The sequence below is a fragment of the Kitasatospora sp. NPDC004289 genome (assembly GCF_053602875.1).
Map to the genome: position 1 here is coordinate 1 of NZ_JBSGEL010000005.1, position 15,659 is coordinate 15,659.

10 protein-coding genes, 1 tRNA gene and 1 pseudogene are annotated in these 15,659 nt (G+C 74.2%); 3 read left to right on the forward strand and 9 right to left on the reverse strand.

Features of this window, described 5'->3' with window-relative positions:
* Positions 1 to 361: 361 nt before the first annotated feature.
* Positions 362 to 811: pseudogene (locus tag ACWEPF_RS04415) on the reverse strand (ATP-binding protein); the annotation flags it as partial.
* A gap of 229 nt (positions 812 to 1,040) precedes the next feature.
* Positions 1,041 to 1,787, reverse strand: coding sequence for an HdeD family acid-resistance protein (locus tag ACWEPF_RS04420; RefSeq protein WP_452171517.1), 747 nt, complete (start codon positions 1,785 to 1,787; stop codon positions 1,041 to 1,043).
* A 162-nt stretch (positions 1,788 to 1,949) separates the two neighbouring features.
* On the opposite strand from ACWEPF_RS04420, the gene ACWEPF_RS04425 reads away from it, so the two are divergent.
* The 3 genes from ACWEPF_RS04425 to ACWEPF_RS04435 all read left to right on the forward strand — a co-directional run bounded on the left by ACWEPF_RS04425 (position 1,950) and on the right by ACWEPF_RS04435 (position 6,372).
* Positions 1,950 to 2,037 (forward strand) — tRNA-Leu (locus ACWEPF_RS04425).
* A gap of 139 nt (positions 2,038 to 2,176) precedes the next feature.
* Positions 2,177 to 3,727 (forward strand): hypothetical protein, encoded by a 1,551-nt coding sequence (locus ACWEPF_RS04430; RefSeq protein ID WP_452171364.1) that lies wholly within the window; start codon positions 2,177 to 2,179, stop codon positions 3,725 to 3,727.
* Entirely contained in the window at positions 3,724 to 6,372 is a 2,649-nt protein-coding gene (locus tag ACWEPF_RS04435; RefSeq protein ID WP_452171365.1) for a hypothetical protein, read from the forward strand. Before ACWEPF_RS04430 ends, ACWEPF_RS04435 begins: the two co-directional genes overlap by 4 nt.
* 24 nt (positions 6,373 to 6,396) lie before the next feature.
* On the opposite strand, the gene ACWEPF_RS04440 is transcribed toward ACWEPF_RS04435, so the two are convergent.
* The 7 genes from ACWEPF_RS04440 to ACWEPF_RS04470 all read right to left on the reverse strand — a co-directional run bounded on the left by ACWEPF_RS04440 (position 6,397) and on the right by ACWEPF_RS04470 (position 15,643).
* A complete protein-coding gene (locus ACWEPF_RS04440; RefSeq protein WP_345280807.1) occupies positions 6,397 to 7,008 on the reverse strand; it encodes a GAF domain-containing protein in 612 nt (203 codons plus the stop codon).
* Entirely contained in the window at positions 6,980 to 7,870 is an 891-nt protein-coding gene (locus tag ACWEPF_RS04445; RefSeq protein ID WP_452171366.1) for a S8 family serine peptidase, read from the reverse strand. Before ACWEPF_RS04445 ends, ACWEPF_RS04440 begins: the two co-directional genes overlap by 29 nt.
* An 82-nt stretch (positions 7,871 to 7,952) precedes the next feature.
* Positions 7,953 to 11,030: an AAA family ATPase gene (locus ACWEPF_RS04450; RefSeq protein ID WP_452171367.1), complete on the reverse strand. Its 3,078-nt coding sequence runs from the start codon at positions 11,028 to 11,030 to the stop codon at positions 7,953 to 7,955.
* Positions 11,027 to 12,508, reverse strand: coding sequence for an MFS transporter (locus ACWEPF_RS04455; protein ID WP_452171368.1), 1,482 nt, complete (start codon positions 12,506 to 12,508; stop codon positions 11,027 to 11,029). Before ACWEPF_RS04455 ends, ACWEPF_RS04450 begins: the two co-directional genes overlap by 4 nt.
* The gene (locus tag ACWEPF_RS04460) at positions 12,505 to 13,512 is read right to left on the reverse strand and encodes a DUF6895 family protein (protein WP_452171369.1); all 1,008 of its coding nucleotides are present in this window, start codon (positions 13,510 to 13,512) and stop codon (positions 12,505 to 12,507) included. The genes ACWEPF_RS04455 and ACWEPF_RS04460 overlap by 4 nt, the downstream gene beginning before the upstream one ends.
* 2 nt (positions 13,513 to 13,514) lie before the next feature.
* Complete coding sequence (locus ACWEPF_RS04465; protein WP_452171370.1) at positions 13,515 to 14,699, reverse strand: radical SAM protein; 1,185 nt, start codon at positions 14,697 to 14,699, stop codon at positions 13,515 to 13,517.
* Positions 14,696 to 15,643, reverse strand: a complete 948-nt coding sequence (locus tag ACWEPF_RS04470; RefSeq protein WP_452171371.1) for a DUF6895 family protein — start codon at positions 15,641 to 15,643, stop codon at positions 14,696 to 14,698. Before ACWEPF_RS04470 ends, ACWEPF_RS04465 begins: the two co-directional genes overlap by 4 nt.
* Positions 15,644 to 15,659 lie beyond the last annotated feature (16 nt).

Here is a 15,659-nt window from a genome sequence, read left to right on the forward strand (position 1 = left end):
CGAGGCGGACATCTTCGAGCCGGAGGCCCTGCTGAGCGACGAGGCCGTGCGCTCCGCGCTGGACTGGACCCGGCCGGTCGCGCTGCTGCAGATGGCTGGTCGCCACCCATGGGACGGGGAGCACCACTCCCCGTCCCGGCGCCCCCTCGTGCTCGTCCAGCGCTCTTCCGCCGCTCGCGCCGTCCCTGGGCGGTCGGGCCTCGGGACCTGTCAGACCTCGGGGTCAGACCTCGGGCCGCACCGGGCCCGGCACGGCGGCGGCCGGCCGCACCGCCTGGTGCCCGACGCCCGGCCGCAGCACACCCGGCAGCACGGCCTCGGGCAGCCCGGCCGCCTCGTCCGGCTCCGCGAACACCTCCGGCAGCGGCAGCGAGGCCCAGATCACCTTGCCGCCCTCCCCCGTCCGCTCCACGTCGCAGACCCCGCCCGCCTGCAGGGTCACGCTTTTCACCAGCAGCAACCCGCGCCCGCCCAGCTGCCCGATGTCGCTCTCCAGGGCCTTCGGCCGGTACGGGTGCCCGTCCTCCACCGAGACCCGCACCCAGCCGCCCTCGATCGCCAGCTCGGTGGTCAGGTGGGGCGAGAGCACCGCGGCGTGCGTGACCGCGTTGCCCACCAGCTCCGAGACGATCAGCAGCACGTCGTCGATCAGCTCCTGGTACGCCTCACCCGCCATCCCCTGCGCCAACAACCGGTCCCGCACCGCGTGCCTGGTCTGCGGCACCGAGGCCTCGTGCGCCACCGCCGAGAACCGCCAGACCCCCTCACCGGGGCCGCCCTCCTCGCGCCGGCCGTGCGTGCCGTGCGCCACGCGCACCGCCCCGACCGGCGCCACCGGTCTCGTCCTCGTCACGGGCTCGGCCGGTCTTCTGGTCTGCTCCACGTCTAGCCGCCCTTCGCGCTGGACCACCGAGGCTAGGAGAACGGCAGTCAGCACCGGCTCAGCGACTACAACTTGACGTGCCGTGGCGTGTCCCGACCGTTTCCCCTCCCCTCCTGACGCTTCCCGCTCCGAATCCGCCCGGCAGCCGACGGAACATTCACGGACTGGACGGCTTCTCCACATCCACCGCCGCCTTCTCCACCTCGGGTGCGTCGGGCGGCGTCCGCGTCTGCGCCTGCGCCGCCGCGTCAACCTCAGCCGTCGCCTCGGGCAGCGGCTCGGGCAGCGGCGAGGGCTCCGCCTCCCGCCGTGCGTCCCCCAGCATCCCGATCACGCGGCGGGCCCCCACCCCGATGCTCACCAGCCCCAGGCCGTCGAAGAGCAGCGAGAGCGAGAACAGCAGGCCCAGCGTGTACAGCGAATCGCTCGGCCACTGCGCCAGCGCCAGCAGGCCGATGATCACGTCCAGCACCCCGAGCAGCAGCGTCCACCCGAACTGCGGCCCCCGCACCGCCAGCCCCCCGACCAGCCGGAAGGTCCCCGCGCTCAGGAACAGCAGCGCCGCGAACAGCGTCAGCCCCTCCGCCGCCGCGTCCGGCCGGACGATCATCACCGCACCCGCCGCGATGTTCAGCGCCGCGACCGAGGCCCCCAGCCAGAAGTAGTTCGCGTTCCGCGCCAGCACCGCGTGCGCGAGCCCGGCCGCCCCGCCGATCAGCAGCAGCCACCCGAACAGCAGCACGCCCGTCAGCGTCGCGAACGCCGTGTACAGCAGCCCGAACACCGCCGCCCCGATCAGCACCACCCCCAGCACCACCAAGGCCCCGAACCCCCGCGCCAGCCCCCGCTCCGCCGCCTCCCCGTCCCCGCCCCGGCCCTCGTTCCGCCCGCCGACCGCACCCACCACAGCCACCTCCAGCCGCCAACCTGTCCGTTCTGTGATGATGTGCCCCCATATACCCCCGCGCACCCTGTGACCGGCGCAAACGTGGTCGAGAACCACCCTCGGAGCCTGGTAATGTTCTCTGTGTCGGAGCGGGGAACACACCGCCGAGACAGACACCTAGTCCGGGTGGCGGAATGGCAGACGCGCTAGCTTGAGGTGCTAGTGCCCTTTATCGGGCGTGGGGGTTCAAGTCCCCCCTCGGACACCAGCAGTAGCCCCTCGGGGCTCGCGAAAGTGCCGGTCGAGATTGATCTCGACCGGCACTTTCGCGTTTCGGTGCCGTCACCCACCACGATGTGCCACCTGACGGGTCATTAGGGTGACGGTGTCTACGGAAGGGACGGTCCATGACTCAGGTGCTCGGTCCGGACTGGGCGGTCAACGGGCTCGACTCGAGTGGTGGTCGCCTGCCGCTGTCGGTCGAAGGGCCGGTCATGCGGGCGGTCGAGCGTCTGGCACCCGGCCTGTCGAGCGTCACCCGCTACACGCGCTACTACGCCCTCTACGCCGCGCTCGCCGCCCACGCCGAACACCACGACCTCGACTCCCAGGGTTCGCGGCGTCTGGTGCGACGTGCCGAGGTCATCCTGGCCGCGCTGTCACTGGACACCCCGGCGGAGACCGCGCCCGGCCCCGCCCACGGCGTCGACCGGGTCCGCTCGTTCTGCTCCGACGGTGGCCTGGAACTCGCCCGGGCCGCTGCCCAGAAGCAGCTGCAGAAGACCTACTCGCCACGGGAGTGGGGCTTCTGGGCACAGTACGGAGGACCGAGCGCGGTGCTCGGCACCGCCCGGCTGGTGAAGGGCGCGCTCCGCCCCGGCGCCCGGCCGTGTCCTCCCGGGGTCCGGCAACTGTTCGCTCCGGTACTGGACTTGGCGGAGCACGACTCGATCACCCCCGACCAGTTGGAGTCCGCCCGGCCGGCGGCACTCCAGCATCCCGAACAGCCCGAGACCGGCTGGCTCACCGACCTGATGACCGCGACCCGGTCCGGTGCCCACGACCCGGGCGACTGGGAGCCGGCGGACCGTACCCGCCGGGCGTCGCTACGGGTCATCGCCCGCGCGATCGCCCTGCACGGGGCGGCGGAGCCCTGGTCCGTCGAGTACCTGGTCGGATCGGCGGTCGCCTTCGGCCCGGCGCTGACGGACGATCAGGTCCTGCTCACCGTCCCGCAGGCGGCCGGGTGGCGCGGTGTCCTGCTGCGGAACTACTCGGTCAACGCCTGGCGCCGGCTCTGGGCCGGGCTGGTCTCCGGCATCGGCAGCGAGCACGGCGAAGCGGACCGCTCCCGTGAGGAACTGCGGGCCTGGCTGGCCGACCAGGTACCCCAGGACCGCTCCGTACGGGCCTTCGTCCAGGACCTGCCCGACCCGTGGGACGCCCACGGACACCCGGCCCCCGCCGAACGTGCGCTACTGCAGGACGCCGACCCCCGCGATCCGGTCACCAACCTGAAGCTGCTGCTGGTGGGCGCCCAACGCGGCGAGCCGGGTCGGTTGTCGGACGAGGTGCGGTCGATCTTCCTCGGGCACCGCCGCCGCGGTGGGGAGTTCCTCGATCCGACCTGGGTGCTCGCCCGGCTGCAGGACCACTGGGACCGCCCCGTCCGCGACCTCGCCGCCCAGCTGGCGGACGACATGCTGGCGCAGTCCCGCCGGGTGGCGCTGTCCAAGCTGAAGATCGACAGCAGCACCGGGACCGTACGGACCTTCTCCCGCCTCCACCAGCGCAACGAGCGCTACTACAAGACGGGCGACGAAGGGGACGCGGAAATCGGCACCCGTCTGCGGCAGTTGGGCTCGTTCGGCATCCAACTGGGGCTCTTCGAGCGGGATGAGGACGGCAGTTGGCAGATCACCCCGAAGGGCAGCACCGTTCTGGAGGTCCGGCAGTGAGCACCGACACCCGATGGGCCTTCGCCTCGCCGCTGTCGCTGCTGCGCGAGTGGAGCGAGCGGATCGACCAGGCCGAGCTGCACGAGCTGCTCCTGCTCGGCTTCACCGTCGACCTCCCGTTCCTCGAGAAGACCGCCGTCCCGCGTGCCCGCGCGCTCGACGCCCGCATCACCGTCGTCGGCGACGCGGCGCAGGGCCTGTACGACCCGGTCGACGTACGGCTGGCCGGCCGCAGCTACCTCAACGGCCTGGCCTCCTGCAGCGGCGCGTTCCACCCCAAGCTCGCGCTGCTGAGCGGGGAGGAGGAGACCTGGATCGCCGTGGGCTCCGGCAATCCGACCCTCTCCGGCTGGGGAGCCAACGACGAGTTGTGGACGGTCGTGAAGTCGGCACACACCCCCGCGCACCCCGTCCTCGGGGAGCTGGCCGACTGGCTGCAAGGGCTCCCCCGACACGTCCGGCTCGATCGCACCATCGCCGCCCAACTCCGGCTGACCGCCGAGCGGTTGGCCGGCCTCACGCCCGCCGCCACCTCGGATCTCCGGCTCCTGCACAACCTGGACCAGGCCATCCTCGACCAGCTTCCGCCCGGGCCGGTCGACGAACTCCACCTGTACGCGCCGTTCTTCGACCCGTCCGGCACCGCCGTCCGCCGCCTGCTCGATCACTTCTCCCCCGCCCGGGTCACCGTCGCCGTCCAGCAACGCTGGTCCAGTTACGACGGCGACGCCCTCCACCGTGCCCTCGACGGCCACCAGGCCGAGCTACGGCTCCTGGAGGAATCCAGGCTCCGTCACGGGAAGTTGATCGAGTGGCGCACCGGACCGCACTGGCACGCCCTGACCGGCAGCCCCAATCTCACCCGCAGCGCCCTGACCACCGCCACCTCGGCGGGCGGGAACTGCGAGCTCGCGACCCTGAGCTCCACCACCGGCCCGCTCCTGCCCGAGGAGGGCAGGCCCGCTCCGGCCGACGCCCTCCGCGGTCGCGGCACCATCCGCCCCGTCCTCCCCCGCCGCCACTCCCTGGTACTCCTCGGTGCCAAGGTGGACGGCGCGGGGCTGCACGTGACGCTCGGTCAACCACAGACCGTCACGGTCGAGATCAGCACCTCACCCGACGGCTCCCCGGCCTCCTGGCAGCCGGTCGGCCACGTCCCGCCCGGGGAGACCTGTTTCTCCTTCACCGTCCCGGAGGCACCCGGGGCGGCGGTGCGGGCCTCCTACCGCGGCTCGGACGGCGAACTCGTCGAGTCGGCAGCGGTCTTCGCCAACAACCTGGTGCGCTGCGCACGGCCCAGCGAGTCGCGGTCCGGCCCGAGGGTCACCCACGAGTACACCGCCGGCAGCCTGTTCGAGGACGAGCTGGCCGCCCGCCGGTTCGAGCAGGACCTCAACCGGCTCCGCCAGATCGGCAGGCCGGCCGGCTCTCCCGCCGCGACGACCGTCAGCCGCCAGGACGTCGCCACCACGAGCAGCTCGGACCAGTGGGAGAGCTACCAGAGCCAGTGCCAGGAGGCGCTGGGCCACTGGCCGACGTCACTCGCCTACGGCCCGCTGCTCACCCGGCTCCCCGCCGCGCCCGGCCGACTCTCCTGGACCGTCTCGGCGGCCGGGGACACCGAGGAGGACGCCGACCTCGATCGGACGACCGACGAGGGCACGCTGTCCGCCTCGACCGAGGACCCCGACCCCGACCTCGTACCGGACATCCCGAACGACCTCCGCGGACGCTACCGCCGTTGGGCCGGACGATGGATCGACGCGGTGTCCAGTGCCTCGGACGGGTCGGACGGCGTCACGTCCGCGCCGCTCGCCGCCCGGCTCGTCGTGGCGAGCCTCTGCGTCCAGCTGCTCGCCGCAGGCATCTGGGACGATGACGACGAGAGCTGGCGCCAACGGCTCACCGACCTGCTGGTCGCTCTGAGTGCCCGTCAGGAGACGGACTCCCCACCCGCACAGGCCGAGGAGCGCCTCCGCGCCGTGACCGCGGTCCTCATGGCGCTGATCTGCCAGGACGCCACCCTCACCGGCGACCGCGGCCGCGACATCACCGCGGCCCGCGCGTGGACGCACGCGCGGACGCTGGTCGCGGACGCCGACCCCGAGCTGGCCGAGGACCTGCTGCTGCCCTCGAAGCGCGCCCGCGCACGTGTGGTCGACCGCTGGGACCTGGAGGGTCTCCTCTCCCTCGCCCGGGACACCGATCCCCACGCGGCGGTCCGGGCGGAGTTCGAGGCCTCCGGCTGGGAGGTCGAACTCCGCGACCGGATCTGGGAGATCGCCGGCCCGTTCTCCAACGCCACCCCGATCGCCGCGAGGGCCGTCACCCGGCTGGGCGAGCACACCGACCCGGACGAGCCACTGCTCGTCCGGGCCCGCAACGGCTCCCGCTGGACCTTCATCGCCTGGCGGAGCCCCGACCTGGTCATGCTCACCCAGCAGGTCGCCAGCTGGCGGACCTACCGGGTGGCCCGACCGGCCACTCCCGCTTCGCGGTTCTCGGGCGGCGACCTCTCCGCCGTCCCCGGGCTGGTCGGACGGCCCGCCCCGCGCGCGAACGGAGCCCCGCCCCGACTCGCCGAGATGCTGGCCGACCTGGGTCTCGGATACGGCGAGGTCGTCACGTCGCTCTACTCCATCTGACGACGGGCAGGTGGCTCGGACCGGTCAGGGGCGGTCGTCGGCGGCCAGCAGGTCGTCGGCCATCAGGAGGAGCTTGGTGACCGTCGCGCTCACGTGGTCGGAGGCCGTGGGGAGGCGCTCGGCGAGGCGCTGGAGGAGGGGGTGGTCGAAGGTGTCGCGGGTGCGGAGGTGGGTGAGGAGTTCGAGGACGGTCGCCATCTCGGTCGCCAGGAGGCCGAGGGAGCCGAGGTCGCCGAGGTCGCAGCGGGGGTGGGTGTCGCGGTCCAGGACGGAGAGGACGCCGACGCGGTCGCCGTCGCAGATCAGGGGGGCGGCCATGATGGTGCGGGGGACGTAGCCGGTCGACTCGGCTGCCGCGCGGGCGAACAGGGGGCTCTCGGTGACCTCGTCGACGACGACGGGTTGGCCGGAGAGGACGGCCCAGCCGGCGATGCCGGTGCCGCCGGGGAGGCGGGTGCCGACGAGGTGGTGCTCGCCCTCGCCGGCGACGGCTTCGAAGACCAGGTCGCCGTTGTCCGGGTCGATCAGCATCACGGAGGTGGCGGCGGCGCCGAAGACGCTGCGGGCCACCTCGACGATGGACTGGAGGAGTCGGCGCTGCGGGAGGTCAGCGGTCCGGGGCGGTTCGGTCGGCACGGTGGCCCCCTTCGGCATCGGTGTGGGCGGCGGTGCGGGCGGCGGTGTCGGCGTCGTCGGACATGGCGGTCACGTTCTCGGCGGTCAGGTACAGCACGGACTTGAGCTGGAACGGCGTCAGCGCGGGGTGCTTGCCGAGGATCAGCGCACAGATGCCGGCGATGTGCGGGGTGGCGAAGCTGTTGCCGGTGGACAGCAGGCGCCCGCCACCCAGCCCGGCCACCGGGACCCGGACGCCCCTCGCGTAGAACTCCACCGGCGGGGCGGGGTTGTAGTAGAACGACCTCGGGTCCGGGCCGTCGTGGCTCGCCACCGAGATGACCGAGGGGAACAGCCAGGGGTAGCTGCGCACCGGCATGTTGTGGGCGGCCGCGACGATGACGCTGCGTCGGAAGTAGGCGCGGTCCGCGAGGTCGCGCAGCGCGTCCCGGAACTCGGGCTTGGTGGTCGACAGGCTCGTGTTGATGACGTCGTAGCCCTCGTCGATGGCCCAGCTCAGACCGGTGAGCAGCGCCGCGCCGCTGCCGTGCGCACCGCCGCCGCGCGGGCCGTTGGCGAGGACCCGGACCGAGGTGATCGCCGCGCCGGGGGCGAGCGCGCGGATGATGCTGGCGCAGGCGGTGCCGTGACCGGCGGTGTCGCCGGGTTCGCCGGGGTCGGCGGCGTGGACGGCGAGCGCTCCCGACCCGTCCGGGCGTACGTCCATGGCGCGGTCGAGGCCACCGATCAGGGGGTGGTCGGCCTCGACTCCGCTGTCGAGCACGCAGACCCGGATGCCGGAGCCGTCGGCGCCGCCCCAGGCCCAGTCCCGGGTGACGGGGGTGGGGCCCGACGGGCTGACGTCGAAGGGTTCCTGGGGCACCGTCGTGACGGGCATGCTCCAGGCGGGCACGCCGGGGAACTGGTCACGCGGCGGCCTGCGCCAAGGCGGTGACGGCAGGGCTTCAGACATCCGGACCTCCGAGGGTGCCCAGCCACGCGCGGACGCGGTCGGCCGGCAGCACGGCGCCCTTCGCCTCGAAGGCCCGTACGGCCGCCGTACCCGCGTCCCGGGCGGGCTGAGCCCGGCCCGCCGCCCGCCGCACGACGGCCAGGTCGAAGAGCACTCCACCGACCAGGCAGGGGTCGTCCGCCCCGGTGGCCAGCACCCGCGCGGCGTCGGCGGCGGCGAGCGCCTCCTGGTGCCGGCCGAGCGCCGAGGCGATCCGGCCGCGCAGCGCGGCCGCGCCGATCAGGGCCCGGAGCGGGGCGGCTCCGTCCTCCGGGAGGGAGGCCGCCGCCTCGGCGATCCGTCCCTGGTCGAACAGCGCCCGGGCGATGGCCACTTCGGCGTCCCGGACGTCGGGGGCGTGCGGACCGGCGTACCGTGCGGCCAGGCTCTGCCGGTACCGGGCCTCGGCCACCGGGTGCGCCCCGGCCAGGGATTCGACGTACCCGGCGGCCGCGAGCACCGCCGCGTCGCCCGGGTCGGAGCGGTTCTCGCGGGCCGAGCTCAGCAGGTCGCCCAGGATGCGGCGGGCGGCGTCGATGTCCCCGCCGAGTGCCGTCAGGTGGGCCCTGGTCAGCAGGACCGGGACGAGCAGGGCCCAGCCGTCCGCGAACCGCTCGCCCAGCTCCGCGCAGAGGGCGAGCCCGGCCGCCACCGCGGTGGGCGAACGCCGCGCCAACTCGCCTGCGGCGCCCAGCAGTCGGTCCTCCTCGTCGTCGTCCGCCATCGCCCGGGCGCGCTCCAGCGCGAGCCGCAGCTCGGCCTCGGCAGCGCCGGTGCGCTCTGCCAGCAGGTGCCGGTGGCACCGGAGTTGGTGCAGGCGGCACCAGCCGAGGTGGTCCCCGGGGTCGAGGGCCGGCTCCACCGCAGAGCTCGGGGCGAGGCCGAGCCGGAGCTCGACGATCCCGCGCTGGATCGCGAGGACGGCCGCGGCCGCCGGGTCGTCCGGCCCGGTGGCCGCGGCGCGGGCCAGGGCCGTGCTGCACAGCTCCGCGTCCCGGAGCGCGATCCCGGCATCGCACAGGCGTAGCGCGAGCGCGGTGTGGCGGTGGTCGCCGGTGGAGAGCAAGTCGCGTGCACGTGAGAGGAGTTGGACGGCGGCCGGCAGGTCCCGGCGGGCCAGGGCGTGCCTGCCCTGGCCGGTCAGGGTGTCGGCCGCCGTGCTCGCCAGCGCCGGCAGACCGGTGTCGCCCGGCCGCAGTTGCCGGCGCAGCCGGTGGGCGGCCTCGACGTGGTGCGCGACCACCAGCGGGTCCGGTTCCGGCTGCTCGGCGAACCACTGGGCCAGCAGCTCGTGCCGACGCTCGCGGCGCGCCTTGGGGGTGAACTCGTAGGCGGTGTCGCGCATCAGCTCCTGGGCGAAGCGCAGGCTGCCGCCCGGGCCCGGCTCCAGGATCCGCCGCCGGACCAGCCGGGCGGTCGCCTCGTCCAGGGCGGGGGCCGCGAGGGCCTCCGCCTCGGCCATCAGCACCAGCGGAGCACGCCCGAACTCACGGCCGATGACCGCCGCCAGCTCCACCGACCGCCGTTCGTTCTCCGACAGTTGGTCGAGCCGGGCTCCCAGCAGGGCCTGGATGCCGACCGGGACCCGGGCACCCGGGGCGCCCTCGGCGAGCACGTCCATCAGCTGCTCGGCGAAGAGCGGGTTGCCGTCGCACAGCGTGGCGACCCGGCCGGAGTCCACCGGCAGCTGGTGCGCCTGGACCTCCTCGCGGAGCGCCAGGTGGCCGAGGAGTTCGGTGGTCTGGCTCTCCGTCATCGGGCCGAGTTCGAGGACGGTGGTGTCCTCCCGGCCTTCGCCCCAGCCGACCCGGCGCTCCAGCAGTGAGGGACGGGCCAGGCAGAGCAGCAGGACCGGGGTGTCCCGGAGCCGGACCGCCAGCTCCTCGATGAGGTCCAGCAGGCTCGGCTCGGACCGGTGCAGGTCGTCCCAGAGCATCACCACCGCGCGGCTGCGGCCGAGCACTTCGAGCAGCCGGCCGGTCGCCCAGGTGATGTCCTCGACACCGACCAGGCCGGTGCAACCGCCCTTCTCCACCAGGTCGAGCACCTGCGCCGCGCGCCGCGCCTCCGACGGACCGTCAGGCGCCCCGGCCCGCGCCAGCGCCGGCAGGCCACCGGGCAGTGCGCCGACCATCTCGGCGAGCGGCCGGAAGGTGATGCCCCGGCCGTAGGCGGAGCAGCGGCCGGTCAGTACCGCCACCTCGTCCGCCGGGAGCCCGGCCAGAAACTCCCGCACCAGCCGGGACTTGCCGATGCCCGGCGCCCCGACCACGGTGACGAGCTGCACCCGGCGCCGCCGCCGGGCCTTCCGCAGACCGTCTTCCAGCACCGAGAGTTCGCCCTCCCGCCCGATGAAGGGGACGCTCGGCGCGGACGGTCCGGCAGTCGGCTCGGATCCGCCGACCCGCCAGGCGGGGACCGGCCGCGCCTTGCCCTTCAAGCTGAGCGGCGCGACCGGCGCAAGGCCGACCTGGCCGCGCACCATCACGGCGGTGTCGGCGCAGACCAGCACCTCGCCGGGACGGGCGGCGGTCTGGAGACGGGCGGCGGTGTTGACCGCATCACCGATGACGCGGAAGTCCTCCCCGGCCCGGGTGAGCACCACGACGTCACCGGTGCAGACTCCGGCCCGCGCCTCCGGTGCCACCTGGTACTCGGCGCGGAGCTCGGCGGTGAGTTCGGCCAGGGCGGTCAGCGCCCCGACCCCGGCCCGCACCGCCCGCAGCGCGTCGTCCTCGTGGGCCTCGGTGGCACCGAAGACGGCGAGGACGGCATCGCCGATGAACTTCTCGACCGCACCGCCGTGTTCGGCGACGGCGTCGACGCAGCCGGCGAACCAACGGTCCATCACCCGGCGCAGCGGCTCCGGGTCGAGCCGTTCGGCCATGACGGTGGAGTCCACCAGGTCGAGGAAGAGCGCGGAGACCTTGCGACGCGTCTCGCGCTGCGGGCCGGCCGTCAGCGGCCGGCCGCACCCGGCGCAGAAGCGGTCCGCGTCGGCGACGCTCCACCCGCAGCCGGTGCAGGTCACGGCCTGCCCTCCGGAGCGGGCCTCCGCCCGGCCCCGGCCCGGGGTTCGGCCTCCGCCCCGACCTCGACGGCGCCCCCGGCCCGGACGGTCTCGGCGACCTCGACGGCATCGGCGGCCTCGACCGTATCGGCGACCTCGGCCGGCCGGTCGGGGCTCGGCTCTGCCGCGCCGCCATCTCCCCTGTCCAGGACGGGAAGTGCGCTCCGGGCGTAGACCCCGGCGAGCACGATCACGATCCCGGCAGCCACCAGGACGGTGTCGATCGGCCCGAACCGCATCCCGAGCAGCGTGGCCCGGAAGCCGTCCAGTCCGGTGCCGGCGATCCAGCCGGCGAGCACCGCGCCGAGCATCGACGCGAGCCGGGTGGCGGGGTAGAACACCGCCATCACCCGGGCCCGGAACTCCGCCGGGGCGGCGTCCAGCAGGAGCGGCGAGAGCGCGCTGTTCAGCACGGTGAGCGGGAGCGCGACGACGAAGAGCAGGGCCATGGCGGGCAGGAACGCGCTCTGCCGCGAGTACACCACCAGCAGGACGCCGCTCACCAGCAGCGCGGCCCAGGCGGCGCGCCGTGCCCCGATCCGCTCGACCACGCGGCCGGAGGCCAGCGCGCCGAGGATGCCGCCGATCCCGGTCGCCGTGCCGAGGTAGCCGTACAGCTGGGCGGAGACGTGCAGGTTGTCGGTGACGAAGAAGACGTTCAGGGCGCTCAGCGCGCCCGCGCCGATCTGGCCGATCACGGACATCAGCAGCAGCGCGACCAGGAACCGGTTGCCGCTGTAGAACTGCAGGCCGTCCACGAAGTCCCGGACGAGGCTCGGCCGTTCGGCCTTCGGCCGGGTCCGCGCGGGTTCCGTCGAGGGGTCAGGGCGCACCGAGCGGACGGCGAACCAGGACACCACGTAGGACAGCGCGTTGAAGAGCAGCGCCCACTGGATGCCGACGGTGAACAGCAGCGGCGCGGCCAGCGGCGGCCCGATGATCCAGGCGGTGGTGGCGGTCGCCTGGGCGATGCCGGCCGCACGGGCCCGGTCGCCCTCCCCGGTGACCATGTCGGCGATGACGGACATCCGGGCCGGGGTGAAGAACTGGCCGACGGCGTTGAGCGACGCGACCGTCAGGTAGATCAGGCCGAGCCAGAGTCCGATCGGGAGGGCGTCCGCCGGGAGGAAGGAGACGGCGGTCAGCACGCCGGCCAGACCGCCGCGCAGCACCTCGGTGCCGAGCATGGTGCGCCGCCGGTCCCAGCGGTCGACGAAGACACCCGCCAGTGGGCCGACGACCAGCACGGAGAGGCTGGTCGCCAGCACCACGCCGCTGACCGCCTGCGGCGCCCAGGGGCGGCCCGCCGCCAGGTCGGTGGCCACCCAGAGCACCAGGGAGGTGGAGAACACCGCGTCCCCGACGGTGGAGAGCGCCTGGCCGAACCAGAGCCGGGTGTACTCGGGGCTGATCAGCACCCATCGACGGCGACGGCTCACGAGGCGGCTCCCGCACCGACCGCCGGACCGACCGCCGGGGCGTCCGCCGAGGAGAGCAGCAGCACCATCAGGGCGGTGACCAGGGTGGTGTGGTACGCCGCCGCGAAGAACTCGTCCGCCGGGGCGGACGGCGCCGCCGCGGTGTTGGCCGAGCGTCCGGGGATCGCGCCGTCCGGCCGCTGGGCCCGGACCAGGAGGTCGAGGGCGGCCCTGCCCCACGAGGTGTCCAACGGCCGCTCCCCCAGGCAGACCTGGGCCATCATCAGCTCGGCCGCCAGGTCCCACCAGCTCCGCCGCACGCAGTGCTCCAGCACCGTCCGGACCAGGTCCCGCGCGTCCGCCAGCTGCTCGGCGGAGAGCGGTGCGGCGGTCCGGCCGAAGTCGGTCAGGTAGTAGCTGGAGTGCGTGATGCCGTACGCGTCCGGGACGGAGACCGGCGGCTCGCCGTCCGGCACCGCCCGCTCCCGCACGGCCGCGGGCAGCGTGACCAGCTCGATCCGTTCGGCCAGTGCGGCGTACGGCTCGATGGTGTGGCGGGCCCGCGCCTGGTCGGCGTAGTAGCGCAGCTCCAGCCGGGCGTACGGTGACAGGCCGTCAACGGCGGCCCGGTCCAGCACCGTTCCGGCCGGCGGACCGTCCGGATCCAGCGCGGCGTGGACCAGCCCGTAGTAGGTCGCGTGGGCCGGAACGGCGGTGACCAGCCCGCGGACCTCGGGCTGCCGCCAGAGGGTGCGGACGTGCTCGGTCACCCGGCCCAGTCGGCGGTCGCCCTCGGCGGCCGTCCGGGCCCAGCAGTGCCGGAGCAGCGCCAGCTCCAGGGCCGCCTTGGCCCTGCCGTGCGCCGACCTTCCGTGGGCCGAGGCGCGGGCCTCGGGCGAGAACGGATCGAACCAGGCGAGGTGCCGCTCCAGCCAGTCGAGCGCGCCGTCACCCAGTCCCCGCAGCGCGGACCGGAGTTCGGCCCGCGCGGCGGCCCGGAGCGGAGCGACGGTGTCGGTGGCCATGGTCACAGACGTCCTGTCAGGTCCAGGTAGTCGAGCAGTGCCGCGTCCACCGAGTCGCGGAAGGCGGCCAGGGTCCGCTGGTCCTCGTCGTGCCGGTACAGGTCCTCGCAGCCGACCCAGCGCTCCCGGGTGACCTCGCTCGGCAGGTAGCCGGCGGTGACGGAGCCGACCTCCCACTCGTCCTTACCCGCCGTCTCCCAGCAACTGGCCAGCGTGCCGTCCGCGCTGACCACCGCGCCGTAGCGGCCGTCTCCGTAGCCGCAGGTGACGCAGGGGCGGTAGGCCCGCGGGCGGGCGACGGCGAAGCCGAGCTCCAGGGCCCTCCGCTGCCAGCCGGAGAAGCGGGCGGACAGCTCCCCGGTGTGCAGCAGGTCGTTGCCGTAGCCGATGCCGACGTCGCCGACCTGGGCGAAGTAGAGGCTGCAGCGGGCCGGGTCGAGCGTGTCGGCCAGGCGGTCGATCAGCGCGTCGACGCCCAGGTGGGTCTCCTGGGAGACGTTGACCCGCAGCTGCCAGCGGAGTTCGGAGACCTCCGAGGCCCGGACCACGTTGCGCACGATGGTGTCGAAGGTGCCGCTGCCGTCCGCGCGCCCGATCCGGATCCGGTCGTGGTCGGGGCGGTCGCCGTCGAAGGTGATCTGCACGCTGCGCAGCCCGCGCTCCGCGAGCTGCGCAGCCAGCCTCGGCTTGAGCAGCGTGGCGTTGGAGATCATCCGGGCGTGGCCGAGCCCGTGGTCCGCCGCCCGCTCCAGCAGTTCCAGGCAGCCGCGCGGGTTGAGCAGCGGCTCGCCGCCGAACAGCAGGATGTTCATCTTCTCCAGCTCGGCGGCGGCCATCTGACGCCGGGTGAAGTCGAGGATGTCGGTGATGGTCCGCGAGGTGAGCCGGGTCCGGGCGATCCGGGGCGGACGGGCTCCGCCGGTCAGGTCCTGGGCGGTGTTCTGGAAGCAGTAGCCGCAGCCCAGGTTGCAGTTCGTGCTGGTGAGCACCGTCAGCTCGTAGGCGCGCGGCAGGGTGGTGGTGTACATCCCCAGCTCGCGCAGCCGGTTCTCGGTGGCCGCCTTCAGGCCGCCCTCGGCGGTCAGTTGGGTGTCGCGCAGCCGGGCCAGGCCGCCGCCGGGACCGAGGAACCACCAGGTCCGCTCGCCCTGGAGGATGCGTGCGCCGTCGCTCAGGGTCCGGGTCATCGGGCACCGCCCAGGACCGGCTCGCCGACCCGGCTGTGCAGCACGGTCACGGTGGCCAACGCCGCGACCACCGTGGCCTGGTAGGACTTCCGGAAGAACTCGACGGTGGTCTCGGCCCGGGCCGCCCGGTCGCCGGCGGACCGTCCGGGGATCGCGCCGCCCGGGGTCTGGACCTCGACCAGCATCCGCAGTGCGGCCGCGCCCGAGGGGGTGTGCAGCGGGTCGAGGCCGAGGCAGTGCTGCGCCAGCACCAGCTTCGCGCCGAGCTCCCACTCCTGGCGCTCCACGGTGAGTCCGGTCAGCCGCTCCACCCGGTCGCGGGCGTGCGCCAGCTCGGCGTCCGTCAACTCCGGGGCGTGCCCGCCGAAGTCGGTCAGGTGGAAGATCGTGTGGGTCACGTCGCACACCTCCAGGTCGGTCACCGGCTGCCCGTCGCCGTGGCGGGCCAGCAGGCTCGCGCGGTACAGCTCCGGGTAGCCGCCGAACCGGTGGGCGAGCCCGAGGAGATCGGCGTAGTACCTGGTCTCCAGCTGCCCGAAGGGCGACCGCCGACCGGGCGCCAGGGCGCCACCGGCGGTGAGCCCGGCCAGCACCTGGCGGTAGGAGTCGTGGACGACGCCGGCGGGTGCGAGCGCGCCGTACATCAGCTGGAAGCCGCCGGCGTAGCTCGGGTCGAGGGCGAGCAGCCGGAGGTGGTCCGGGTCGCGCCAGACCCGGCCGAGGACGGCGGTCACCTCGTCCAGGCCGGGGTCGGCCGGGGCGGCCCGCTCCCAGGAGCGGCGCAGCAGGGCGAGCTGCAACAGGGCCTTCACCCGCGGGGCCACCGGCAGTTCGGCCCGTCCCGACGGGGAGTCGAGGAACTCGGCGTGCAGCCGGACCCATCGCAGCACGCCCGCCGACAGCCGCCGCACCGTCGCGGTGCCCGGACCGACCGATCGCGTCATCATGGTTCTCCCTGGG